Origin of the sequence: Streptomyces sp. IBSBF 3136 (assembly GCF_036815105.1) — a bacterium.
GTDB lineage: Bacteria > Actinomycetota > Actinomycetes > Streptomycetales > Streptomycetaceae > Streptomyces.
Window position 1 is genome coordinate 1 of the sequence record NZ_JAJSZC010000068.1, and the last position, 22,846, is coordinate 22,846.

Sequence of the window (22,846 nt, forward strand, 5' to 3'; positions counted from 1 at the left end):
GCACCTGCGCCACGTCCGCGCGCCCCGCGCACGCCGGCACCCCGAGCACCGACCGGTCCGGCATCCGCGCCCGCATCGCCCGCAGGACGGGGTCGAGCAGCCGCGGCGCCGCGATCACCACCAGCTTCCCCGGCCGCCCCGCGATCTCCCCGGCCGCCGCCGACAGCCGGGCCTCGTCCACGTACACCAGGTGGGCATGGCCGAGCCCGGGCGCCGCCGCCCGCGCCGCCAGGGCCAGCCGCGTACCGGCCCCGCCCACGGAGATCAGCCGGGTGTCGCCGGCCGCCGTGCCGGTCAGCTCCCAGGACACCAGCGGCACTTCGCCCTCCCCGTAGGCGGCCCGGACCGTCCCCGGCCCCTCGCCGAGCACCAGGCAGTGCGGCCGCCGGGACCGGGCGGCCTGCCGCACCACCGCCCGGATCTCCGCCTCGCCGCACGGCACCGCGAGCGGCACCCCGGGCATCCGCCGCACCTCGTCGTAGCCGTCCGGGAAGGCCTCGGGCGGCACCACCACCGTCGCGCCCGCCTCCAGGCAGTCCCGCCACCACACCGGCGGCGCCACCGGCCGGCCCTCCCCTGCGCCCGCCGTGAGCACCACGAACGGCCTGAACCCGGCCGCGCCCAGCCCCGTCGCCATCTGCGTCAGCACCGAACCCACGTTGGGCAGCGAGAAGAAGCGGTCCGGATGGGCCGCCTCGAACGGATGGTCCTTGGCGCGGGGCAGCGTCTCCAGGCAGACGACCCGGCCGTCCCCGCCGGCCACCGCCGTCAGCTCACTGCGAAAGGCATCCCGCCACGAATGGGTCACCACGCCACCACGCTCCCCCGTCTGCGGACCCCGCCGGCCGGACCTCACCGCCCCGCGTGCCCGCGTCCAACTGCCTGACGAACGGCGGCGGGCCGGTCGTGCCCGCCGCCCCGGGGCCCTGACCGGGCCACCACCCGCGGCGCCCCGAGACCGGCACCCACCGGTCAGTCGTGGGCGCCGCCGCCCGCGAGAACCTCCAGCAGCAGGTGTTCGACGACGTCGTCGCCGTACTCCCCCTCGACCAGCTCCACGGACCGCACCACGCGCAGCTCCCGCCCGTACTCCCGGGCGATCCCGTACAGCTCGTCCAGGTCACCGCGGCTGCTGAAGTGCAGCAGGACCCGGCCGCCCGGGGCGAGCAGCCGCGGCGCCTCGGCGAGGTACCGCCGGTGGGCGCGGTAGCCCGGGTCCACGTAGGCGCGTTCGTGCATGCACCGGTAGGTGTAGTCCTCGGGCGCGCGGACGTAGTTGGAGCTCCAGAAGACCTTGTCGAAACGTTCCTGCTGAAGTGCGGAGAACAGATCGCTCCGCACCGCCCGCACCCGGTCCGCCACCCCGTGCCGCACGGCGTTGAGCGCCGCGTTCTCGACCGCCCGGGGGTTCACGTCGGCGGCCACCACCCGCTCGCACCCGGCGAGCGCGCCCCGTACCGCGATGACCCCGGTCCCGCAGCCGATCTCCAGGAACGAACCCGACCAGTCACCCGGCGCGGCGTCCGCGAGCCCGAGCAGATCGAGCGCCACGGCGGTCGACGGCGAGAAGACCGGGGCAAACACTTCGTCAAGAAGATCCCAGCGCAAGCCCATCAGATCGAACTCGGCCGGCCTGTCCGGGCGTGTCAGCGACAGACGACTGCGCTCCAGCGACCGTACATAACTCTGCGTTCCCGACATGTTTCCCCGTCCCCCCGGCGGACATCCCACGACCGCGCGACCGGACCTGCCCGACGCGCTGTCAGGGCTTATTGTCGGGTGACCGGACGGCACGGAGGAATGTGCAGCGGTAACCGCTGCGGACGGGGCGGGCGGTGCTCCGGTCACCTCGGGGCGGACCCGGGTGTGCGGATCCGGCCAAAGGTCGGCTCAAGGCTACTGGTTCCAGCCATCGTTGACGCCCGTCGTGCACGCAATCTAGGTTCACGAAAGCTCGGCAGAGCCACGCGCCGCAGGCGCCGCAGATCCAACTGGGGGTGAGGTCGGTGCGGCACACGGACGACTTCGTGCAGGACGAACTGGTCAGACTTCTCGAACTGCTCGCGAGCGAGGCTCCACCCGACCGCTTCGAACCACCCCCGGGCGCCGGCTCCGGCGAACCCGTGCCGGCGGAGTCCCTGGCCCTCCTCGACCGCGCCCGCACCCTCGCCCGCGACATCCACGGCCTGTTCGCCCGCCGACAGCAGCGCGAGGCCGCCCTCGCCGCGCTCGTGGACACCGCACGGGAACTGACCCTCCCGTACGACGTGGACGCGCTGCTCCAGGTGATCACCCGCCGGGCCCGGCTGCTGCTGAACTTCGACATGTCGTGGATCGCCCTCAGGGACGCCGCCGACGGCCGCTCCTACGTGCGCATCTCCGACGGCCACGCCTCCACCCTGACCCCGGGCTTCGTGGTCCCGGCCCAGGGCGGGGTCGGCAACGCGGCCGCCGACCGCTCCGGCCCCTTCTGGACCGCCGACTACCTCGGTGACGACCGCTTCCCGCACTCGGCGGCCACCGACGACGTGGTCGCGGCCGAGGGGTTGCACGGCCTGATGGCGGTGCCCCTGAAGGAGGGCGGCGACACCTTCGGCGCCCTCTACGGCGCCGACCGCTCGGTCCGCCACCTCACGCCCGACGAGATCACCCTGATGTCCTCGCTCGGCGACCTGGCCTCCCTGGCCATCAAGAAGGCCCGGCTGCTCGCCCAGACCCAGTCCGAGCTGAGCGAACTGGAACTCGACGTGTCCCGGGCGCTGGACTCCTCCACCGCCGAGCGCCTGGTCAGCGGCGTGCACACCCGGCTCATCGACATGGTGCTCAGCGGCCGCGGGCTCGGCGAGGTGGCCGCCCGCGCCGCCGCCGAACTGGGCGGCGCCCTGATGGTGCGGGACGCCACCGGCCGGACCCTGGCCGTCACCGACGGCTTCCCCGGCGTGGACGAGGCGGAACTGTTCCAGCGGACCCTGGACGCCCACACCGAACTCGCCCCCATCCGCTCCGGTGACGGCCTGTGGCTCTGCCCGGCCGTCGCCGGCCGCGAGGTGCTCGGCACGCTGATCCTGGCCCCGCGCGGCCCCGCCATCGAGCACCAGCTGCGGCTGCTGCGCGCCACGGCCCAGTCCATCGCGGTACTGCTGCGCATGCAGGCCGGCGCCGAGACCTCCCCCGACGGGGGCCGCAGCCGGCTGCTCCAGGACCTGATCGTCGACTCGCCGCGCGCGCCCGAGCAGCTCGCGGTGCACGCCCGGCGGCTCGGCGTCGCGCTGGAGGACCCGCACGTCGTGCTCATCGCCCGGCCGGACGGCGGGGCGAGCGGCCGCGCGCTGGTCTGGGCGTCGTCGTACGCCCACCGCATGGCGGGCCTGCAGACCATCGTCGACGACTGCCTCGTCCTGCTCGTGCCGGGCACCGACTCGGGGGCCGCGGGGCGGGCGGTCACCGCCGAGCTGTCCACGGTGACCGGGCGCCGGGTGACGGTCGGTTCGGCCGGGCCGGTCGCGCACCCCGGCCTGGTCCACGGCACCTACCAGGAGGCCAGGCGGTGCCTGGAGGCGCTCACCGCGCTCGGCGCCGACGGCGGCAGCGCCTCGGCGCAGGAACTGGGCTTCCTCGGCCTGCTGCTGGCGGACAGCCCCGACATCACGGCCTTCGTGCAGACCACGATCGGCCCGGTGCTCGTCTACGACGACCAGCACTGCACCGGGCTGGTCCGCACCCTGGAGGCGTACTTCGCCTCCGGTGGCAGCCCGCGCCGGGCCGCCGAGGCCCTGCACGTCCACCCCAACACCGTCTCCCGGCGGCTGGAACGGATCACCGAACTCCTCGGAGACACCTGGCAGGAGCCGATGCGCGCCCTCGAGGTGCAGCTCGCGCTGCGGTTGCAACGCACCCGGCACGCCATCCGCCCGCCGCTCTCCACCCGCTGAAACGGCTACGGGCCCCGGAGAGATCCGGGGCCCGCAGCCGTTGTTCGCGGGGACCGGCGGTCAGCCGGTCACCCTGTGTCAGCCGTTGCGCTTCCAGCGCGGCTTGTCGTCGCGGCGGCCGAAGGAGCCGGAGGAGCCGGAGCCGGTGCCGGTGCCGCGGTGGTCGTCACGACGGCCGTAGGGGCGGTCGTGACCGGCGGAGCGGAAACCCGGACGGTCGTCGCGACGGTCGCGGTTGAACGGACGGTCGCTGCCCCGGTGGCCACCGCGGTCGTCGCGGCGGAAGCCGCCCCGCTCGTCGCGGCGCTCGAAGGAGCGGCCGCCACGGTCACCACCACGGTCGCCGCCCCGGTCACCCCGGTCGTCGCGACGCTCGAAACCACGGCCACCCCGGTCGTCGCGACGCTCGAAGCCACGGCCACCGCGGTCGTCACGGCGCTCGAAACCCCGGTCGCCGCGGTCGCGGTCGAACGGACGGCGCTCGTCGCGGCGCTCGAAGGAACGCCCACCACGGTCACCACCGCGGTCACCACGGTCGTCACGACGCTCGAAACCCCGGTCACCGCGGTCGCGGTCGAACGGACGGCGCTCGTCGCGGCGCTCGAAGGAACGCCCACCACGGTCACCACCGCGGTCACCACGGTCGTCACGACGCTCGAAACCACGGTCACCGCGGTCGCGGTCGAAGGAGCGGCGCTCCCGGCGCTCGTACGGCGCCGAAGCCGCCGGGCGCTCGTCGCGCTCGGTCTCGCGCTGGGCCGGCGCCTCGGCCACGGCCGGCTCGGTCACGGCCTGGGCCGCGGCCGCCTGGGCCTCGGCCACCGCGGTCTCCGGGTCCTCGCCGCGCTCGCGGGCGACCCGGGCGACCAGCCGGTCGGCCTCGTCGCGCAGCTCGGCGGCGCGGCGCTGGGCCCGCTCCAGCTGCTTGGTGAGGTCGGCGACCTCGCGCTCGGCCTGCTGGGCGGCGTTGCCCGCTGACTCGGCCTGGACCTCGGTCATGGACCGGGCACCGGTGATGTCGGCGACCTCCGGGTCGAAGGCCGCACCGCCCTGGATGATGTGGCGCGCGGCGTCGACGCCCGCGTCCTCCATCAGGCGGAAGATCTGGCGCCGCTGGTGCGGCAGGGACAGCGAGACGACCGTACCGGTGCGGCCGGCACGCGCGGTGCGGCCCGCGCGGTGCAGGTAGTCCTTGTGGTCGCCGGCCGGGTCGACGTTCAGCACCAGGTCGATGCCGTCGACGTGGATGCCGCGCGCGGCGACGTCGGTGGCGACGAGCGCGTTGACGTAACCGTCCTTGAAGTCGGCCAGCGTCCGGGTGCGGGCGCCCTGGGTCATGCCGCCGTGCAGCGCGTCGGCCTTCACACCGGCGTCACGCAGCTGCTCGGCGATCCGGTCGGCGCCCAGCTGGGTGCGGACGAAGATGATCGTGCGGCCCTTGCGGGAGGCGATCGCGGCGGTGACCGGGGCCTTGTCCTTGGGCTTCACGATGAGGATGTGGTGGGACATCGTCGTGACGTTGCCCTGGGCGCTGTCGACCTCGTGGGTGACCGGGCTGTTCAGGTAGCGCTTGACCAGCGTGGAGATCTCGTTCTCCATGGTGGCCGAGAACAGCATGCGCTGGCCGCCGGCCGGGACCTGGTCGAGCAGCTCGGTGACCTCGGGCAGGAAGCCCAGGTCGGACATCTGGTCGGCCTCGTCGAGGACGGCGATCTGCACGTCCTCCAGGGAACAGGCGCCGCGGTTGATGATGTCGCGCAGCCGGCCCGGGGTGGCGACGAGGACGTCGACGCCGCGCTCCAGGGCGTAGATCTGGTTGCCCATCGACGTACCGCCGCAGACGACCTTCATCTTCAGGCCGAGGACGTCGCCGTACGGCTGGAGGGCGTCGGCCACCTGCATGGCCAGCTCGCGCGTCGGGGTCAGGATGACGGCGCGGGGCTTGTGCTTCTGGGTGCGGCCGCCGGCCAGCGTGGCCAGGGTGGGCAGACCGAAGGAGAGGGTCTTGCCGGAGCCGGTGCGGCCACGGCCGAGGATGTCCTTGCCGAGCAGGGCGTCCGGGATGGTCGCGGCCTGGATCGGGAAGGGGGTGGTCACACCGTTCTGCGCGAGCTTGCGCACGACGCCCTCGGGGAGCCCGAGGTCGGCGAAGGTGATCTCAGGGGTGTCGGTGGTCTGGGGGGTGTCAGTGGTCTCGATGACCTCGGTGGTCACGTCGTCGAGCTCGTTCTCGTTCTCGGACACGACGATGTGATCAAAACTGGACACGGACATGCGAATGCGAAACCTTCCGGAGTCTCTTCGGCACGCGCCCGTCAACTCCGTGATTCGCTCTACGACCGCCTCAATGCGGTCCGCCACGGCAAAGGAGAGTACGCGCCACACGGCGCGCTCTGCAGTGGCGCCGGGCAAATGGGATCAAACGATCTACCACCATACGCACCCCTGCCCCCCGAAGGCAAACCGCTCCATGGAGACCCTCGTCACTCCCTACACCGGCACCCCCGCCCGCGGCGCCGGCTCCCGCTGCACCAGCTGCGGCTCCGGGTCCTCGTGCGCCGAGGCCGACGGCTCGGCCGACGGCTGGTCGGTGGGAGGCGCCGGCGGGGTGGTCGCCGGGGGCTCCGGCGGAGCGGAGGTCGCCGGGGGCGTCGGCTGGTCCTTGGTCGGCGCCGGATCCCCGGGGGCCGCGCTGCCTCCCGGCCGGCCCGGCTTCGGCGGCGCCGCGGACGCGCTGTCCGCGCCGGACGGCGTGGCCGACACCGACGCCGACTCGCCCCGCTTCGCCTTGCCGCGGTGCCCGTGCTTGCCGTCGGCGGCCCGGCCGTCGTACCCGGGGCCCCCGCCGCCGCCTCCCGGACCATCGTCCGGCGCCTCACCGCCGCGCTGCCCCGCCGAGTGCGCGGGCCTGGCCCGGCCCGCGTCGTCACCCACGCTCACACAGCCGGCGGCGGTCGTGACGGCCAGCATCACGACGGCCAGACGGACGGGTACGTACAAGGGGCGCACGGCGGCCACCTCCGCGGAAAGAAAGGGAGTCAACCTCCCCAACTCCCGTCGCCCGCAAGAGGACACGCGCCGCGTTCGAACCGGCCCCCGAAACGGTCACCCGTACCCGAGCGCGTGCAGCCGGGCGTCGTCGATCCCGAAGTGGTGGGCGATCTCGTGCACCACGGTGACCTCGACCTCGGCCACCACGTCCGCCCGGGACGCGCACATCCGCAGCGTCGGGCCCCGGTACACGGTGATCCGGTCCGGCAGCACCCCCGCGTACCACTCGCCCCGCTCGGTCAGCGGGGTCCCCTCGTACAGCCCGAGCAGCTCGGGATCGTCCGCGGACGGTTCGTCCTCGACGAACACCGCGACGTTGTCCATCAGCCGCGTCAGCTCCGGCGGGATCCGGTCGAGCGCCTCGGCGACCAGTTCCTCGAACTCCTCGCGCGTCATCTCCAGCACACCGTCATTCTCCGGTACGCGGGCGCGGAGCGAGAGTGCGTCGCCGTCGCATACCGGCACCGGTGTCCGGGCATACGGCCCCAATGGCCCGCGTCCCCGTCGCAGCCCTGGACCGCATGCTGAACCGGACTTCCCGTCGCACCCGCCCATCCGACCACCCACTGCCCGCCCTGGAACTCGCGGACCGCCCCCGGCCGTGGCTGCACGCCCTCGGCCTGGCCGCGGTGGTCCTCGTGGGCGCCTGGCTGGGCCTGCTCGTCGTGGGCGACGTACGGGCACCCGTCGGCCCCATGAACACGACCATGGCGCTGCGCCCGTCCCTCACCGGCGGCACGAAGATCAACGTCTCCCCGCTCGGCGCGCTGACCCTGGACAGCCACGTCGCCCCGGTCCGCCTGGACGTCAACGTCGACCAGCTCGACCCGCTGCGCTCCGCGGCCCTCGTCGACCACCCCGAACGGCTCTCCGGGCTCCAGGACGAAGTGGCCCGGGACGTCGAGCACGGCACCCTCGACCTGGCCGTGCGCTCCTCGGTCGCCGTGGTCACCGGGGCGGGCGCCCTCGGCCTGGCCGTCTACCGCCGCCCGCGCCCCGCCCTCACGGCCGGCGGCCTGGCCCTCGCCCTGCTCGCCGCCTCGGGCGCGACCGCGTACGCCACCTGGAACCCCAAGTCGGTGCTCGAACCCAGGTTCTCCGGCCTGCTGTCCTCCGCGCCGTCCGTGGTCGGCAACGCGCGCAGCATCGTCACCGAGTTCGACGTGTACCAGAGGGAACTGGCCCGCCTGGTGACGAACGTGACCAAGCTCTACGACGTCACCTCCACGCTCCCGGCCTACCAGCCGGACCCCTCCACCCTGCGGGTCCTGCACGTCTCCGACATCCACCTCAACCCGGCGAGCTGGAAGATCATCGCCTCGCTGGTGCGGCAGTACAAGGTGGACGTGATCGTCGACTCGGGCGACACGATGGACCACGGCACGGCGGCCGAGAACGGCTTCCTGGACCCGATCGCGGACCTGGGCGCGCCGTACGTCTGGGTCCGCGGCAACCACGACTCGCTGATCACCCAGCGCTACCTGCGGCGCATGAAGAACGTGCACGTCCTGGACGACGGCCGGGCGCGCACGGTCGGCGGCCTGCGCTTCGCGGGCATCGGCGACCCCCAGTTCACCCCCGACCGCTCCCAGGCCACCGGCGGGGACGCGGCCGAGCGGCTGGCGGGCGACCGCCTGGCCTCGGCCCTGCGCGACCAGCGGGCGGCCGGCGCACCGGTGGACGTGGCGATCGCCCACGAGCCCGTGGCCGCGCGGGAGACGGACGGCGAGGTGCCCCTGGTGCTGTGCGGGCACCTGCACCACGAGGACACCGAGGTGCTGAAGTACGGCACCCGGCTGCGCATGGAGGGCTCGACCGGCGGCAGCGGCCTGCGCGCGGTGGAGCGCGGGTACCCCGCGCCCATCGAGGCCTCGATCCTCTACTTCGACCGCGACACCCGCCGCCTCCAGGCCTGGGACGCGATCCAGCTCGGTGGTCTGGGCCTGACGACGGCGGAGGTCAGCCGCCACCTGCCGGAGGAGAACCTGCCCGGCGCCACCCCCGCCCCGGCGACCTCCTCGCCCTCGTCGAAGGCGTCCCCGTAAACCGTTTTGGCGATCCTCCCCGCCATCCCATATGCTTCTCACGTCCCCGACGCGCTGAGAAGCGCGCAGGCGGGCCGATAGCCCTCATCGTCTAGCGGCCTAGGACGCCGCCCTTTCAAGGCGGTAGCACGGGTTCGAATCCCGTTGGGGGCACGCAAGATCGTGTGCGACACTGTTGCACACAAGCTTGGTCCTGTGGAGCAGTTTGGAGTGCTCGCCACCCTGTCAAGGTGGAGGCCGCGGGTTCAAATCCCGTCAGGACCGCTGAGGTTTCCCCGGAAGCCTCGTGGCTGGGTAGCTCAGTTGGTACGAGCGATCGCCTGAAAAGCGATAGGTCGCCGGTTCGACCCCGGCCCCAGCCACAACCTCGAAGGCCCCGTCCCTGTGGACGGGGCCTTCGTCGTGCGGGCGGGGCGGCCGCTTGGCAGCCGGGGCGGGCGGCGCTACGTTCGGGCGGATCAAGCGTGTTCTATCGGGGGACGGGGAAGCGCATGGGCCAGGACCGGACCAGGGCCGCCGGGGACATCGACCTGGAGAAGTACCGGGCGCGGTACGGGCTGATGGCGGTCGTCATCAGCAATCTCGCCATCGCCGCGGTCGCGATCTTCGGCGTGTGGCGGCTCGGCGGCGACAAGGCCGTGATCGTCGGCGTGCTGACCGCCGCCTTCACCGCGGTGAGCGGCATGACCACCGCCTACCTGGGCATCAAGGCCGTTTCCAACACCGCGCGCTCGATCGCCCTCGGGGAGGGGGCGGCCGGGCGGTACAAGGAACCGGCCCCCTCGGCGCCGCCCGCCCAGCGCGCCCCGTAGGGCCAAGCGGGCCCCCGGCGGAACGGCCACGTCACGGCCGCGCGGCAAATGGTTCGCCAGTGATTTCCCCGAGGTGAGATCCTGGGACGCGTATGTCTACGCACCCAGCCCCCGCCCTCGGCACCCTCGCCACCCGTCTGACCGAGTTGTCGCTGCGCGAAGCGCACCGGCTCGGCCGGCGGCTCGAGGGCGCGCGCAAGATCCGTAAGCCGGAGGCCCGCGCCACCGTCCTCGCCGAGATCGAGGCCGAGGTCGCCAAGGCCGAGGCCCGCATGGAGGCGCGGCGCTCCCGTGTGCCCGCCGTCGGCTACCCGGAGCAGCTGCCCGTCAGCCAGAAGAAGGACGAGATCGCGGCCGCCATCCGCGATCACCAGGTCGTGATCGTGGCCGGTGAGACCGGCTCCGGCAAGACCACGCAGATCCCGAAGATCTGTCTCGAGCTCGGGCGCGGGGTCCGGGGCATGATCGGGCACACCCAGCCCCGCCGGATCGCCGCGCGCACCGTCGCCGAGCGCGTGGCCGAGGAGCTGGACACCCCGCTCGGCGAGGCCGTCGGCTGGAAGGTGCGCTTCACCGACCAGGTGAACCCGGACGCCACCTTCGTCAAGCTGATGACGGACGGCATCCTGCTCGCCGAGATCCAGACCGACCGCGAGCTGCGCGCCTACGACACGATCATCATCGACGAGGCCCACGAGCGGTCCCTCAACATCGACTTCCTGCTCGGGTACCTGGCCCAGCTGCTGCCCAAGCGCCCGGACCTCAAGGTCGTCATCACCTCGGCGACGATCGACCCCGAGCGTTTCTCGCGGCACTTCGGGGACGCCCCGATCGTCGAGGTGAGCGGGCGGACGTATCCGGTGGAGGTGCGCTACCGCCCGCTGCTGGAAGAGGACTCGGACGACGCCGACCGCGACCAGATCACCGCGATCACCGACGCCGTCGAGGAGCTGATGGCGGAGGGCAAGGGCGACATCCTCGTCTTCCTCTCCGGTGAGCGGGAGATCCGCGACACGGCCGACGCCCTCACCAAGAAGCAATACCGGTTCACGGAGATCCTGCCGCTGTACGCCCGGTTGTCGCACGCCGAGCAGCACCGGGTCTTCCAGCAGCACACCGGGCGCAGGATCGTTCTGGCGACCAACGTCGCCGAGACCTCGCTGACCGTCCCGGGCATCAAGTACGTCATCGACCCCGGCTTCGCCCGGATCAGCCGGTACAGCCACCGCACCAAGGTGCAGCGGCTGCCCATCGAGCCGGTCTCCCAGGCCAGCGCCAACCAGCGCAAGGGCCGCTGCGGCCGGACGTCCGACGGCATCTGCGTCCGGCTGTACAGCGAGGACGACTTCCTCGCCCGGCCGGAGTTCACGGACGCCGAGATCCTGCGGACGAACCTCGCCTCCGTCATCCTCCAGATGACCGCCGCCGGCCTCGGCGACATCGAGAAGTTCCCCTTCATCGATCCGCCGGACCACCGCAACATCCGCGACGGCGTACAGCTGCTGCAGGAGCTGGGCGCGCTCGACCCGGCGCAGAAGGACCCGCGCAAGCGCCTCACGGACACCGGCCGCAAGCTGGCCCAGCTACCCGTCGACCCGCGGCTGGCCCGCATGGTGCTGGAGGCCGACAAGAACGGCTGCGTCCGCGAGGTGATGGTCATCGCGGCCGCGCTGTCCATCCAGGACCCGCGCGAGCGGCCGGCCGACAAGCAGGCCCAGGCGGACCAGCAGCACGCCCGCTTCAAGGACGAGACCAGCGACTTCCTGGCCTACCTGAACCTGTGGCGGTACGTCCGCGAGCAGCAGAAGGAGCGGGGCTCCAGCTCCTTCCGGCGGATGTGCAAGCAGGAGTACCTGAACTTCCTGCGCATCCGCGAGTGGCAGGACATCTACTCCCAGCTGCGCACGGTCGCCAAGCAGATGGGCATGCACCTGGAGGAGCCCGCGGCGGGCGGGGACGCACCCGCCGACCGGGTGCACGTCTCCCTCCTGGCCGGCCTCCTCTCCCACATCGGGATGAAGGACGTGAAGGACGGCAACAAGAACGAGTACCTGGGCGCCCGCAACGCCAAGTTCGCGGTCTTCCCCGGTTCTGCGCTGTTCCGCAAGCAGCCGAGGTTCGTGATGTCGGCCGAGCTGGTGGAGACCAGCCGGCTGTGGGCCCGGGTCAACGCGAAGATCGAGCCCGAGTGGGTCGAGCCGCTCGCCGGCCACCTCCTGAAGCGGACGTACAGCGAACCGCACTGGGAGAAGGACCAGGCCGCCGTGATGGCGTACGAGAAGGTGACGCTGTACGGCGTCCCCATCGTCGCGCAGCGGAAGGTGAACTACGGCCGGATCGACCCCGAGGTCTCCCGCGAGCTGTTCATCCGCAACGCGCTGGTCGAGGGCGACTGGCGCACGCACCACAAGTTCTTCGCCGACAACCGCAGGCTCCTCAGCGAGGTCGAGGAGCTGGAGCACCGGGCGCGGCGCCGGGACATCGTCGTGGACGACGAGACGCTGTTCGACTTCTACGAGCAGCGGGTGCCCGAACACGTCGTCTCGGGCGCCCACTTCGACTCCTGGTGGAAGCGGAAGCGGCACGAGCAGCCGGACTTCCTGGACTTCGAGCGGGAGATGCTCGTCCGGGAGTCGGCCGGGGCGGTCACCAAGGCGGACTACCCGGACAGCTGGCGGCAGGGACAGCTCACGTTCCGGGTGACGTACCAGTTCGAGCCCGGCGCGGACGCGGACGGCGTGACCGTCCACGTCCCGCTCCAGGTGCTCAACCAGGTCACCGACGAGGGTTTCGACTGGCAGATTCCGGGCCTGCGCGAGGAGGTGGTCACGGAGCTGATCCGCTCCCTGCCCAAGCCGGTCCGCCGCCACTACGTGCCCGCGCCGAACTACGCGAAGGCGTTCCTGGAACGGGCGGTGCCCCTGCAGGAACCGCTGACGGTGACGATGGCGCGCGAGCTGAAGCGGATGGTCGGGGTGCCCTTCGAGGCGGACGACTTCGACTGGGCGAAGGTGCCGGACCACCTGAAGATCACCTTCCGGATCGTCGACGAGCGGCGCCGGACACTCGCCGAGGACAAGGACCTGGAGGCGCTGCGGCTGCGGCTGAAGCCGAAGGCCCGCCAGGCGCTCTCCCAGGCCGCGGCGGCGACCGCCTCCCGCTCGGGCGGCGAGTCCCTGGAGCGCACCGGCCTGACGGACTGGACGATCGGCACGCTCACCCCGGTCTTCGAGACGCGCCGGGCCGGACAGCCGGTGAAGGCGTACCCGGCGCTGGTGGACGACGGCGACACCGTGTCGGTCCGTCTCTTCGACACCGAGGCGGAACAGGCCGAGGCGATGTGGAAGGGCACCCGCCGGCTGATCCTGCGCAACATCCCGGTCAACCCCGCGAAGTTCGCTTCCGAAAAGCTGACCAACGCCCAGAAGCTGGCGCTCTCCGCGAACCCGCACGGCTCCGTGCAGGCCCTGTTCGACGACTGCGCCATGGCAGCGGCCGACCGGCTGATCGAGGGCTTCGGCGGCCCGGTGTGGGACGAGGAGTCGTACCGCAAGCTCTACGACAAGGTGCGCGCGGACATCGTGGACACGACCGTGCGCGCGGTCGATCAGGTGCAGCAGGTCCTCGCGGCCTGGCAGGCCTGTGAACGCCGCCTGAAGGCCGTGCGCAGCCCCACGCTGCTGGCGAACCTGACGGACGTCCGCAAGCAGCTCGACGCCCTGGTGAAGCCCGGCTTCGTGACGTGGGCGGGCATACGGCGACTGCCGGACCTGATGCGCTATCTGGTGGCCGCCGACCGGCGCCTGCAGCAGATGCCGACGGGCGTCCAGCGGGACACCACCCGCATGGAGAAGGTCCACGAGATGCAGGACGAGTACGCCTGGCTGCTGGAGCAGCTGCCCCAGGGCCGGCCGGTGCCCGCCGCGGTCCTGGACATCCGCTGGATGATCGAGGAGCTGCGGGTCAGCTACTTCGCCCACGCGCTGGGCACGGCGTACCCGGTCTCCGACAAGCGGATCGTGAAGGCGATCGACGCCGCCGCACCGTGACCGCACGCGCACAGGGGGTGAGTTCGACCAGGCGGCCCGCCTCCTGTACAGTCTCTTTTCGCAGCGCAACGCGGTAGCGGAGCGAAGCGAAACCTGGTCCTGTGGAGCAGTTTGGAGTGCTCGCCACCCTGTCAAGGTGGAGGCCGCGGGTTCAAATCCCGTCAGGACCGCACAGAGAGAAGGGCCCCCGCGAGGGGGCCCTTCTGCTGTTGCCGCCGAGGGCCCGGACGCCCTCCGGCGCCCTTGACGCCGCCACCGTCCGCCGGTACCCAGGGACCAGGGCCCCGTTTCCCTGTGCGGCCCCTGGAGGTGGCGTATGGCGGCATCGGCCAGGCACGAGACGCGGGCGCTGCTGAGGGCACACCTGTCGGCCGCCTCGTCGTACGGGCACCTCACCCGCCACTGCCCGATCTGCCACCGCCTGCTCCGGCTGGCCATGGACGCGGCCCCGCCGGCCCAGGACGGGACCGACGAGGCCGACGCGGACGGCCCGGCCGACGGGAACCTGGAGGGCTTGGAGACCTTGGAGGGCCTGGAGGGCCTGGAGGAGGAGAGCCCCCGCAGCGCGTGACTTCACACGCCCCGCACGGAGCGCCGACTCCCAACCCCCGCGCATACGTGGCACGGTGGTGCGGTGCGGCGGAGCGACCGGTTCCACTACCGCACCCGGACCGAGGACAACAAGCGCTGAGCCGTGTGACGGGTGTCACCGCATGAGTTTTTGAAACGGCGGTACTTACCACCCTCCTACAACTGGTCAATTTAATATGTGCAATTGCACCGACCGGAGGGGTCCTTCACAGCGGTTCCGACACCCCTCCCCAGACTCCGACAAGGCCGCTCACAGCCACGCCGGTCCACCCGTGCGCAGCGCACAAAAAAGATCGCGCTGGACCCGGCGGAGTCCAGCGCGATCTACGACGCACCCTGTGTCGCTGCCTACAACGTTCTCTTCGGCTTGGGCGTGGGCCCTGTTGGGGCAGGTCCCGCGTCGCTCGGAGCTAGGGTTTCGGGCACGTCGACCAGTTGGGGGACCAGTCGGTTTGCCCGGTATTCAGTTGTTCAGGCCTCGCTGCGCTGCTGCGGGATGCCCGCGAGCAGTGCGCGGACTTCGGCCTCGCGGTAGCGGCGGTGCCCGCCGAGCGTACGGATGGACGTGAGCTTGCCGGCCTTCGCCCACCGCGTGACCGTCTTGGGGTCGACACGGAACATGGTGGCGACCTCAGCCGGGGTCAGCAGCGGCTCGGCATCAGGGGTGCGAGCGGTCATGAGCGGCCTCCTCGGGAGAACCGAACCTTCTCGGTTCTTTCCTCTAAATTCTGCACCTTGACCCGCGTTGCCCGAAATGGCGGACGCGAGTCGAGTCGGTTATAGGACGAACGGCTTGTCCTCGGCACTACAACTACACCATCTGTCCAGCCGCGTCGGCCAAACCGATGGAATTGCCCTCCCAGGTGTTCATCAGCGACGGAAGCCGATGGACCATGCCATAGCGGACAGTCACGCCACTGTGACGATCAGTCACAGTGGCGATCAGGAGGCACCAGACCCCCCAAAGCGTGCAATGCTGAGATTTCGCCTTTGTTGGAGCATAGTTGGGCGAACGGAGCCCTCCCCGGGCTCCTTGTCCTATTTTGGCACGAGGGGCGGCAAGAGGCGCAAGGGCCGCGTAAGTGCCGTCCATCACCCTTGAGGCAAAAGCCCGGATCGGGACCAACATCCCGTCAGGTGGTCTAAGTTCCGTAGACGGTACGTCGTTCGAGGATATTTCGACCGTGACGTGCGTCACTCAGTTCGCGGAGCGACGGTCCCGCACCGCGCGCCACCGCTCCACCAGGCGCGCGTAGGCCGCCCCCGCGGCCGCCCCGTCGCCCCGGCGCAGCGCCTCGATGCCCTCGGCCACGTCCGCCGCCGAGTGGTCGCCCTCCAGGTCGCCGGCGGGCACCGTGTGCACCAGGCCGCCGTAGTCCAGCTCCACCAGCGAGCGCGGGTGGAACTCCTCCAGCCAGCGGCCGATGTCCACCAGGCCGTCGATCAGCGGCCCCTCCTCCATGGCGTCCTTCAGCGTGCGCAGCGCCCGGGCCACCCGGCGCCTGGCCTGGACCATCGGGGTGCGGTAGCGCAGCATCGGGGGCACCTCGGCGGTCCCCTTCTCGTACCGACGCTCCTCGTCGGACACCAGGACGAACCAGTTCACCGGGACCTGCCAGGTCGCCGTGCGGATCCAGGGGCGGGCGTCCGGGTTGCGGGCGAGCCAGCGCTCGTGGTCCTGGGTCGCCTGGCGCCGGACCACCTCCGGCAGCACCGCCTCCAGGACGGGCCCGGGCAGCTCCTCGGGCAGCTCCTGCAGCGCCTGCCAGCCGCGCAGCCGGGTCCGCCACGGGCAGACGCAGACCACCCCGTCGGCCTCCAGCACGAACGCGTCTCCGCTCTCGTGCACCGGCACCGGGATCGGCGGCGTGGGCAGCAAGTCGGCCAGCGAGCGCCGCAGTTCGTCCTGGTAGGTGGGGCGCTCAGGACGCCGGGCGTAGCGCGCCCAGTGCGTGCGCTCAGGCTCCGGGAAGGCGGCCAGCGGCTCGTACACGCGCAGGTACGCGGCGTACGGCACGACCACGGAGGACACCTTGGGCACGCCTGCTCCCTCCCCATCGGACCCGGCTCGAAACCACTGCAAATCGTCCCACGGTCATGCGTGCAAGTACGGCACGGGAGAGTGATCCTGAACACTGCGCGGATGGCTGCTGGGCCGAGGCTCTACGCTCATGCCACAGCACCCGCCACCCGCACGGGCGCTGAGCCCCACCCGCCGCTCTTTACACAGGAGTCACCACAGTGACCGACGTAACCGGCGCACCTGCTGAGGTCCTGCACACCCTGTTCCACTCGGACCAGGGCGGCCACGAGCAGGTCGTGCTCTGCCAGGACCGCGCAACCGGCCTCAAGGCCGTGATCGCCATCCACTCCACCGCCCTGGGCCCGGCCCTCGGCGGTACGCGTTTCTACCCCTACGCCACCGAGGCGGAGGCCGTCGCCGACGCCCTCAACCTGGCGCGCGGCATGTCGTACAAGAACGCCATGGCCGGCCTGGACCACGGCGGCGGCAAGGCCGTGATCATCGGCGACCCGGAGCACGACAAGACCGAGGACCTGCTGCTCGCCTACGGCCGCATGGTCGCCTCGCTCGGCGGTCGCTACGTCACCGCTTGCGACGTCGGCACCTATGTCGCCGACATGGACGTCGTGGCCCGTGAGTGCCGCTGGACCACCGGCCGCTCCCCCGAGAACGGCGGCGCCGGCGACTCCTCCGTGCTCACCGCCTTCGGCGTCTACCAGGGCATGCGCGCCTCCGCCCAGCACCTGTGGGGCGACCCCTCGCTGCGCGACCGCAAGGTCGGTGTCGCGGGCGTCGGCAAGGTGGGCCACCACCTGGTCCGGCACCTGCTGGACGAGGGGGCGGAGGTCGTGATCACCGATGTGCGCGCCGACGCCGTCCAGCGGACCCTCGACCAGCACCCGGGGCGCGTCACGGCCGTCGCGGACACCGAGGCGCTCATCCGTGTCGAGGGCCTGGACATCTACGCCCCCTGCGCCCTCGGTGGCGCCCTGAACGACCTCTCCGTGCCGGCGCTGACCGCCTCAGTGGTCTGCGGCGCCGCCAACAACCAGCTCGCCCACCCGGGTGTGGAGAAGGACCTCGCCGACCGCGGGATCCTCTACGCGCCCGACTACGTGGTGAACGCGGGCGGGGTCATCCAGGTGGCCGACGAGCTGCACGGGTTCGACTTCGACCGGTGCAAGGCGAAGGCGGCGAAGATCTTCGACACCACGCTCGCCATCTTCGCACGTGCGAAGGAGGACGGCATTCCGCCGGCCGCCGCCGCGGACCGGATCGCCGAGCAGCGGATGGCGGACGCCCGCGCCACCCGCTGATGGTGGGGCCCGGAACCCGACCGGGTGTCCGATCGCACGTATGAGCGGTACCCGCCGGCGGGAACTTAGAGAGAACTCTCACTTCCACCGGCGGGTCGTACCCCGATAAGTGGTTAAAATCGCCACTGACCAGCGAGGACAGGGCACCTCGAGGGTCCTGTGCACACGCGCGTGCTGCGGGCGACGTACCGTATGGGCGCGGGCTCAGGTACCGTGGAAGCCCTACGGACCGGCCTCTCTGCGGAGGGTCCGTTTCGGATCATGAACGCGTGTCAGACTCTGGGGCCGTCGAGCCCCGTCACCGAGGGGGTCGAGCCATGGGGCGCGGCCGGGCCAAGGCCAAGCAGACGAAGGTCGCCCGCCAGCTGAAGTACAACAGCGGTGGGACTGACCTTTCACGTCTGGCCAGTGAACTGGGCGCATCGACTTCGAGCCAGCCGCCGAACGGCGAGCCGTTCGAGGACGATGAGGACGACGATGACGATCTTTATTCTCGTTACGCCGACCTCTATGAGGACGACGACGAGGACGAGGACCAAGGCTCCTCACAGCACCGTCGCGGCGCTTGACCCAGTACTGAGCACCTGCCCGGTCGGTGGTACTCCCACCGACCGGGTTCTGTGCTACCCGCAGGTCCGTGCGACCCGGGGGGTCAGCCCGCGTAGTCCCCGACCAGCTCGGCGCCGGTCGGCTGCTCGCCCCGGTCGGTGATCTCGCCGGCCACCCAGGCGTCGACCCCGCGGTCGGCCAGGGTCGTGAGGGCCACCTCGGTGGACCCCTCCGGGACGATCGCCATCATGCCGACGCCCATGTTCAGGGTCTTCTCCAGCTCCAGGCGCTCCACGTTCCCGGTCCTGCCGACCAGGTCGAAGATCGGGCCCGGGGCCCAGGTGGACCGGTCGACGACCGCGTGCAGCCCGTCCGGGATCACCCGGGCCAGGTTGGCCGCGAGCCCGCCGCCCGTGATGTGGCTGAAGGCGTGCACTTCGGTGGTCCGGGTGAGGGCCAGGCAGTCCAGCGAGTAGATCTTCGTGGGCTCCAGCAGCTCCTCGCCGAGGGTGCGGCCGAGCTCGGCGACCTCCGCCTCCAGGGCCAGGCCGGCACGGTCCAGCAGGACGTGACGGACCAGGGAGTATCCGTTCGAGTGAAGACCGGAGGACGCCATGGCGATCACCGTGTCACCCTTACGGATGCGATCCGCGCCCAGCAGCCGGTCGGCCTCCACCACGCCCGTACCGGCGCCGGCGACGTCGAAGTCGTCCTCGCCCAGCAGACCGGGGTGTTCGGCCGTCTCACCGCCCACCAGGGCGCAGCCGGCCAGCACACAGCCCTCCGCGATGCCCTTCACGATGGCCGCGACACGCTCGGGGTGAACTTTGCCGACACAGATGTAGTCGGTCATGAACAGCGGCTCGGCACCGCACACCACGATGTCGTCCATGACCATGGCGACCAGGTCGTGGCCGATCGAGTCGTAGACGCCGAGGCGGCGCGCGATGTCGACCTTCGTGCCGACGCCGTCCGTCGCGGAGGCGAGCAGGGGGCGCTCGAAGCGCTTGAGGGCGGAGGCGTCGAAGAGCCCGGCGAAGCCGCCGAGGCCACCCATGACCTCGGGGCGCTGGGTCTTCTTCACCCACTCCTTCATCAGCTCGACGGCGCGGTCGCCCGCCTCGATGTCGACGCCTGCCGCTGCGTAGCTGGCACCAGTGGTCTCAGACATGGTCCTTGAGAACTTTCGTGTCGTACCGCTTGAAACAGCGGGGGTTACGGGCGCCGGATCGCGTCGGCGGCCGCCGTGGCGGCGGGGCCCGCGGCCAGTTCGGTCTCCAGGAGCTGCTTGCCGAGCAGCTCGGGGTCCGGCAGCTCCATCGGGTACTCGCCGTCGAAGCAGGCACGGCACAGGTTCGGCTTGGCGATCGCCGTCGCCTCGATCATGCCGTCGATGGAGATGTACGCCAGCGAGTCGGCGCCGAGCGAGGTGCCGATCTCCTCGATGGTCATCCCGTTGGCGATCAGCTCCGCCCGGGTGGCGAAGTCGATGCCGAAGAAACAGGGCCACTTCACGGGCGGCGAGGAGATCCGGATGTGGACCTCGGCCGCGCCCGCCTCGCGCAGCATGCGCACCAGGGCCCGCTGGGTGTTGCCGCGCACGATCGAGTCGTCGACGACGACCAGGCGCTTGCCCTTGATGACTTCCTTGAGCGGGTTCAACTTCAGGCGGATGCCGAGCTGCCGGATGGTCTGCGAGGGCTGGATGAAGGTGCGGCCGACGTACGCGTTCTTCACCAGACCCGCGCCGAAGGGGATGCCGGAGGCCTCCGCGTAGCCGATGGCGGCCGGGGTTCCGGACTCCGGGGTCGCTATGACCAGGTCGGCCTCGACCGGGGCCTCCTTGGCCAGGCGGCGGCCCATCTCCACGCGGGAGAGGTACACGTTCCGGCCGGCGATGTCGGTGTCCGGGCGGGCCAGGTACACGTACTCGAAGACACAGCCCTTGGGCTTCGCTTCCGCGAACCGGGAGGTGCGAAGACCGTTCTCGTCGATGGCGACGAACTCGCCGGGCTCGATCTCGCGCACGAAACTCGCGCCGCAGATGTCGAGCGCGGCCGACTCGGAGGCGACCACCCAGCCGCGCTCCAGGCGGCCGAGGACCAGCGGGCGAATGCCCTGCGGGTCACGGGCGGCGTAGAGCGTGTGCTCGTCCATGAAGACGAGCGAGAAGGCGCCCTTGACCTTCGGGAGGACCGCGTGGGCGGCCTCCTCGATGGTCAGCGGCTTGCCGTCCTCGTCGACCTGGGCGGCCAGCAGGGCCGTCAGCAGGTCGGTGTCGTTGGTGGCCGCGACCCGGGTGGACCGGCCGTTGTTGTCCTTGGGGAGTTCGGCGACCATCTCGGCGAGCTGCGCCGTGTTGACCAGGTTGCCGTTGTGACCGAGCGCGATCGAGCCGTGCGCGGTGGCACGGAACGTCGGCTGGGCGTTCTCCCACACGGAGGCACCGGTGGTCGAGTAGCGGGCGTGTCCGACCGCGATGTGACCCTGGAGCGAACCGAGCGAGGTCTCGTCGAAGACCTGGGAGACCAGGCCCATGTCCTTGAAGACGAGGATCTGGGAGCCGTTGCTGACCGCGATTCCCGCGGATTCCTGACCCCGGTGCTGGAGGGCGTAGAGCCCGAAGTACGTGAGCTTTGCGACCTCTTCACCAGGAGCCCAGACACCGAAGACGCCGCAAGCGTCCTGGGGGCCTTTTTCGCCGGGAAGCAGATCGTGATTGAGTCGACCGTCACCACGTGGCACGGCTCCGAGTGTAGGCGAGGTCGACCACTGGTCCGAATTGGGGATGCGCGCCCCTCCCGGGCCCACCACTGTGGATCACCTTGGTGGTTTCGTCGTTTGTGCAGGTCAGAGCGGCATCAAGGGGTCCTGGCCGGTTCTGGGCGGCCCTCCGGACAGCGGTTGCGGACCGGCTCACGGTGGGTGTGAGTGAGGTGTCGCACATCATTCGGGTGTGTCGGAGGCGAGGTGGACGACGTCGCCGTCGCCGTCGGTGAGGGTCGCTTTCCCGTCGTGGACCCGCGCGGTGAGGGTGCCGGTGGTGAGGGTGCGGGCGAGGGCGCGCTCGAAGTCCATCCGCGCCCGGTCGCAGGCCATCCTGGTGGTGCGCAGGTCGCCGATGGTGATCCGGTCGCCGTGCACGGTGGCCCGGGCGGCGAACTGGTTGCAGCCGAGATTGCCCGCCGCCCGGCCGTCCGTGCCGATCCGGATGCGCGCGGAGGCGGGCGCGGGCCGGGTGGTGCCGTCCGTGGTGAGGCCGTGGACCCGCCAGTCGACACCGGTCACGGGACGCGGTGACGGCACACCGGCCGCGCCGCTGTCCGCCCGCCCGCTCCCGGCGCTGCCGCAGGCCACCGTGAGCGGGACGAGCACGGCGGCGGCCGTCAGGATAATGCGCTGCTTGTACCGGTTCATACGGATTCGACGGCGCCGCGGGCCCACCGGTTCCGTGCCGGCGGTTTTCCTCAGGACAGCAGCGGCAGCAGTTCCCCGAGGTCGGCCCGCTCCCCGCTCGCGCTGACCTGGGCACCGGCGACGGTGTCCGCCCAGGCCAGCCTGCCGGTCGCGAGCCTGATCCAGGTCATCGGATCGGTCTCCACGACGTTGGGCGGGGTGCCGCGGGTGTGCCGGGGCCCCTCGACGCACTGCACGACGGCGTACGGCGGCACACGCACCTCGGTGGAGCCGCCGGGCGCCTTCGTCGCGAGGGCGTCGGCGAGGAGCCGGGTGGCGGCGGCCACGGCCTGCCGGTCGCAGGGCACGTCGAGGCCGGGGACGGCGGCGTTGAGGTCGTCGGTGTGGACCACGAGCTCCACCGTGCGGGTGACCAGGTAGTCGTCCACGGAGACCGCGCCCGCGGTGGTGGCCAGCAACCGGGTGCCGGGCTGCTCGTCGAGGGCGGCGCGCAGGTCCTTCTCGACTCCGGCGAGATAGGCGTCGAGGTCGGGCTGGGCGGCGGCCAGTTCACGCGTGTGGTCGGCGATGCCGGCGGCCCGGGCGGCGGTGCCCAGGGCCCACTCGGCGACCGTCACGGTCGCCTTCGGGGGTGCCGGCGCGGCCAGTGCGCCGTGCACGGCGGTGAGCGCCATGCCGATGTGCGCGACCAGTTCCCGTACGGTCCAGTCGCCGAGCCGGGTGGGCCGGGCGAGCTGGTCGGGGGTGAGGCCGTGCGCGGCCTCCCGGACGTTCGCGAACTGGGCGAGGACCGCGCTGCGGGTCCGGGCTGGGTCATAGCTGCGCGCGCGCTTCTTGGCCGGTGGCATGACAGCGACCCTATGCCTTCGGCACGTGCTCCTTCCGGCCGTTCTGCGGCGACCGGGAGCCCGCGAGTCGACCGGGCCGCACCGGTGCCGTACCCGTGCCGGGCGCGGGCCTGGACGCGGGCGGTGGCCCGGACAGCGCTCCGCCGCCGACCATCCGTGGCCGACGCGCGGGGCGCCGGTCCCGGCGTCCGGCCCCCGGGGGCCCCGCACGCG

Annotated in this window: 18 protein-coding genes and 4 tRNA genes; 11 read left to right on the top strand and 11 right to left on the bottom strand. The window is 71.7% G+C overall.

Annotation, left to right across the window (positions count from 1 at the left end; genetic code table 11):
• Together V7E45_RS17005 and V7E45_RS17010 are read right to left on the bottom strand one after the other, a co-directional pair.
• Nucleotides 1-811: transketolase (locus V7E45_RS17005; protein WP_333775019.1), on the bottom strand; the 811-nt coding region annotated here is incomplete at its 3' end.
• Nucleotides 812-972: 161 nt separating this feature from the next.
• Nucleotides 973-1,584, bottom strand: coding sequence for a methyltransferase domain-containing protein (locus V7E45_RS17010; protein ID WP_333775020.1), 612 nt, complete (start codon nt 1,582-1,584; stop codon nt 973-975).
• A 422-nt stretch (nt 1,585-2,006) separates the two neighbouring features.
• On the opposite strand from V7E45_RS17010, the gene V7E45_RS17015 reads away from it, so the two are divergent.
• Nucleotides 2,007-3,932: a helix-turn-helix domain-containing protein gene (locus V7E45_RS17015; protein ID WP_333775021.1), complete on the top strand. Its 1,926-nt coding sequence runs from the start codon at nt 2,007-2,009 to the stop codon at nt 3,930-3,932.
• Nucleotides 3,933-4,010: 78 nt separating this feature from the next.
• On the opposite strand, the gene V7E45_RS17020 is transcribed toward V7E45_RS17015, so the two are convergent.
• The 3 genes from V7E45_RS17020 to V7E45_RS17030 all read right to left on the bottom strand — a co-directional run bounded on the left by V7E45_RS17020 (nt 4,011) and on the right by V7E45_RS17030 (nt 7,388).
• The gene (locus V7E45_RS17020) at nt 4,011-6,206 is read right to left on the bottom strand and encodes a DEAD/DEAH box helicase (RefSeq protein ID WP_333775022.1); all 2,196 of its coding nucleotides are present in this window, start codon (nt 6,204-6,206) and stop codon (nt 4,011-4,013) included.
• 216 nt (nt 6,207-6,422) lie between these two features.
• Nucleotides 6,423-6,941 (bottom strand): hypothetical protein, encoded by a 519-nt coding sequence (locus tag V7E45_RS17025; protein ID WP_333775023.1) that lies wholly within the window; start codon nt 6,939-6,941, stop codon nt 6,423-6,425.
• Between the two features lie 96 nt (nt 6,942-7,037).
• Nucleotides 7,038-7,388, bottom strand: a complete 351-nt coding sequence (locus V7E45_RS17030; RefSeq protein WP_333775024.1) for a metallopeptidase family protein — start codon at nt 7,386-7,388, stop codon at nt 7,038-7,040.
• A gap of 83 nt (nt 7,389-7,471) precedes the next feature.
• Here V7E45_RS17030 and V7E45_RS17035 point away from each other — a divergent pair, with 83 nt between their 5' ends.
• From V7E45_RS17035 to V7E45_RS17070, 8 genes are all read left to right on the top strand, one after another.
• The gene (locus V7E45_RS17035) at nt 7,472-9,028 is read left to right on the top strand and encodes a metallophosphoesterase family protein (RefSeq protein WP_443056073.1); all 1,557 of its coding nucleotides are present in this window, start codon (nt 7,472-7,474) and stop codon (nt 9,026-9,028) included.
• 80 nt (nt 9,029-9,108) lie between these two features.
• Nucleotides 9,109-9,181 (top strand) — tRNA-Glu (locus V7E45_RS17040).
• A 36-nt stretch (nt 9,182-9,217) separates the two neighbouring features.
• Nucleotides 9,218-9,292: transfer RNA gene (locus V7E45_RS17045), tRNA-Asp, on the top strand.
• Nucleotides 9,293-9,316: 24 nt separating this feature from the next.
• A tRNA-Phe gene (locus tag V7E45_RS17050) sits at nt 9,317-9,390 on the top strand.
• Between the two features lie 129 nt (nt 9,391-9,519).
• A complete protein-coding gene (locus V7E45_RS17055; protein ID WP_333775026.1) occupies nt 9,520-9,840 on the top strand; it encodes a hypothetical protein in 321 nt (106 codons plus the stop codon).
• 92 nt (nt 9,841-9,932) lie between these two features.
• Nucleotides 9,933-13,889, top strand: a complete 3,957-nt coding sequence (gene hrpA / locus V7E45_RS17060; protein WP_333775028.1) for an ATP-dependent RNA helicase HrpA — start codon at nt 9,933-9,935, stop codon at nt 13,887-13,889.
• 95 nt (nt 13,890-13,984) lie between these two features.
• A tRNA-Asp gene (locus V7E45_RS17065) sits at nt 13,985-14,059 on the top strand.
• Between the two features lie 146 nt (nt 14,060-14,205).
• Nucleotides 14,206-14,460, top strand: a complete 255-nt coding sequence (locus V7E45_RS17070; RefSeq protein ID WP_333775029.1) for a DUF6274 family protein — start codon at nt 14,206-14,208, stop codon at nt 14,458-14,460.
• A gap of 491 nt (nt 14,461-14,951) precedes the next feature.
• On the opposite strand, the gene bldC is transcribed toward V7E45_RS17070, so the two are convergent.
• Nucleotides 14,952-15,158: a developmental transcriptional regulator BldC gene (gene bldC, locus V7E45_RS17075; protein WP_003949541.1), complete on the bottom strand. Its 207-nt coding sequence runs from the start codon at nt 15,156-15,158 to the stop codon at nt 14,952-14,954.
• A 520-nt stretch (nt 15,159-15,678) separates the two neighbouring features.
• Entirely contained in the window at nt 15,679-16,521 is an 843-nt protein-coding gene (locus tag V7E45_RS17080) for a hypothetical protein (protein WP_333775030.1), read from the bottom strand.
• 200 nt (nt 16,522-16,721) lie between these two features.
• On the opposite strand from V7E45_RS17080, the gene V7E45_RS17085 reads away from it, so the two are divergent.
• The gene (locus V7E45_RS17085; protein WP_333775031.1) at nt 16,722-17,819 is read left to right on the top strand and encodes a Leu/Phe/Val dehydrogenase; all 1,098 of its coding nucleotides are present in this window, start codon (nt 16,722-16,724) and stop codon (nt 17,817-17,819) included.
• A 317-nt stretch (nt 17,820-18,136) separates the two neighbouring features.
• On the top strand, nt 18,137-18,388 hold the full coding sequence (locus V7E45_RS17090; RefSeq protein WP_333775032.1) for a DUF3073 domain-containing protein: 252 nt from the start codon (nt 18,137-18,139) through the stop codon (nt 18,386-18,388).
• 83 nt (nt 18,389-18,471) lie between these two features.
• On the opposite strand, the gene purM is transcribed toward V7E45_RS17090, so the two are convergent.
• The 4 genes from purM to V7E45_RS17110 form a co-directional block, all read right to left on the bottom strand.
• The gene (gene purM / locus V7E45_RS17095; protein WP_333775033.1) at nt 18,472-19,539 is read right to left on the bottom strand and encodes a phosphoribosylformylglycinamidine cyclo-ligase; all 1,068 of its coding nucleotides are present in this window, start codon (nt 19,537-19,539) and stop codon (nt 18,472-18,474) included.
• Nucleotides 19,540-19,583: 44 nt separating this feature from the next.
• Nucleotides 19,584-21,113 (bottom strand): amidophosphoribosyltransferase, encoded by a 1,530-nt coding sequence (gene purF / locus V7E45_RS17100; RefSeq protein ID WP_319149927.1) that lies wholly within the window; start codon nt 21,111-21,113, stop codon nt 19,584-19,586.
• Nucleotides 21,114-21,314: 201 nt separating this feature from the next.
• Nucleotides 21,315-21,785: an META domain-containing protein gene (locus V7E45_RS17105; RefSeq protein WP_333775034.1), complete on the bottom strand. Its 471-nt coding sequence runs from the start codon at nt 21,783-21,785 to the stop codon at nt 21,315-21,317.
• A gap of 50 nt (nt 21,786-21,835) precedes the next feature.
• A complete protein-coding gene (locus V7E45_RS17110; protein ID WP_333775035.1) occupies nt 21,836-22,633 on the bottom strand; it encodes a maleylpyruvate isomerase family mycothiol-dependent enzyme in 798 nt (265 codons plus the stop codon).
• Nucleotides 22,634-22,846: the final 213 nt, after the last annotated feature.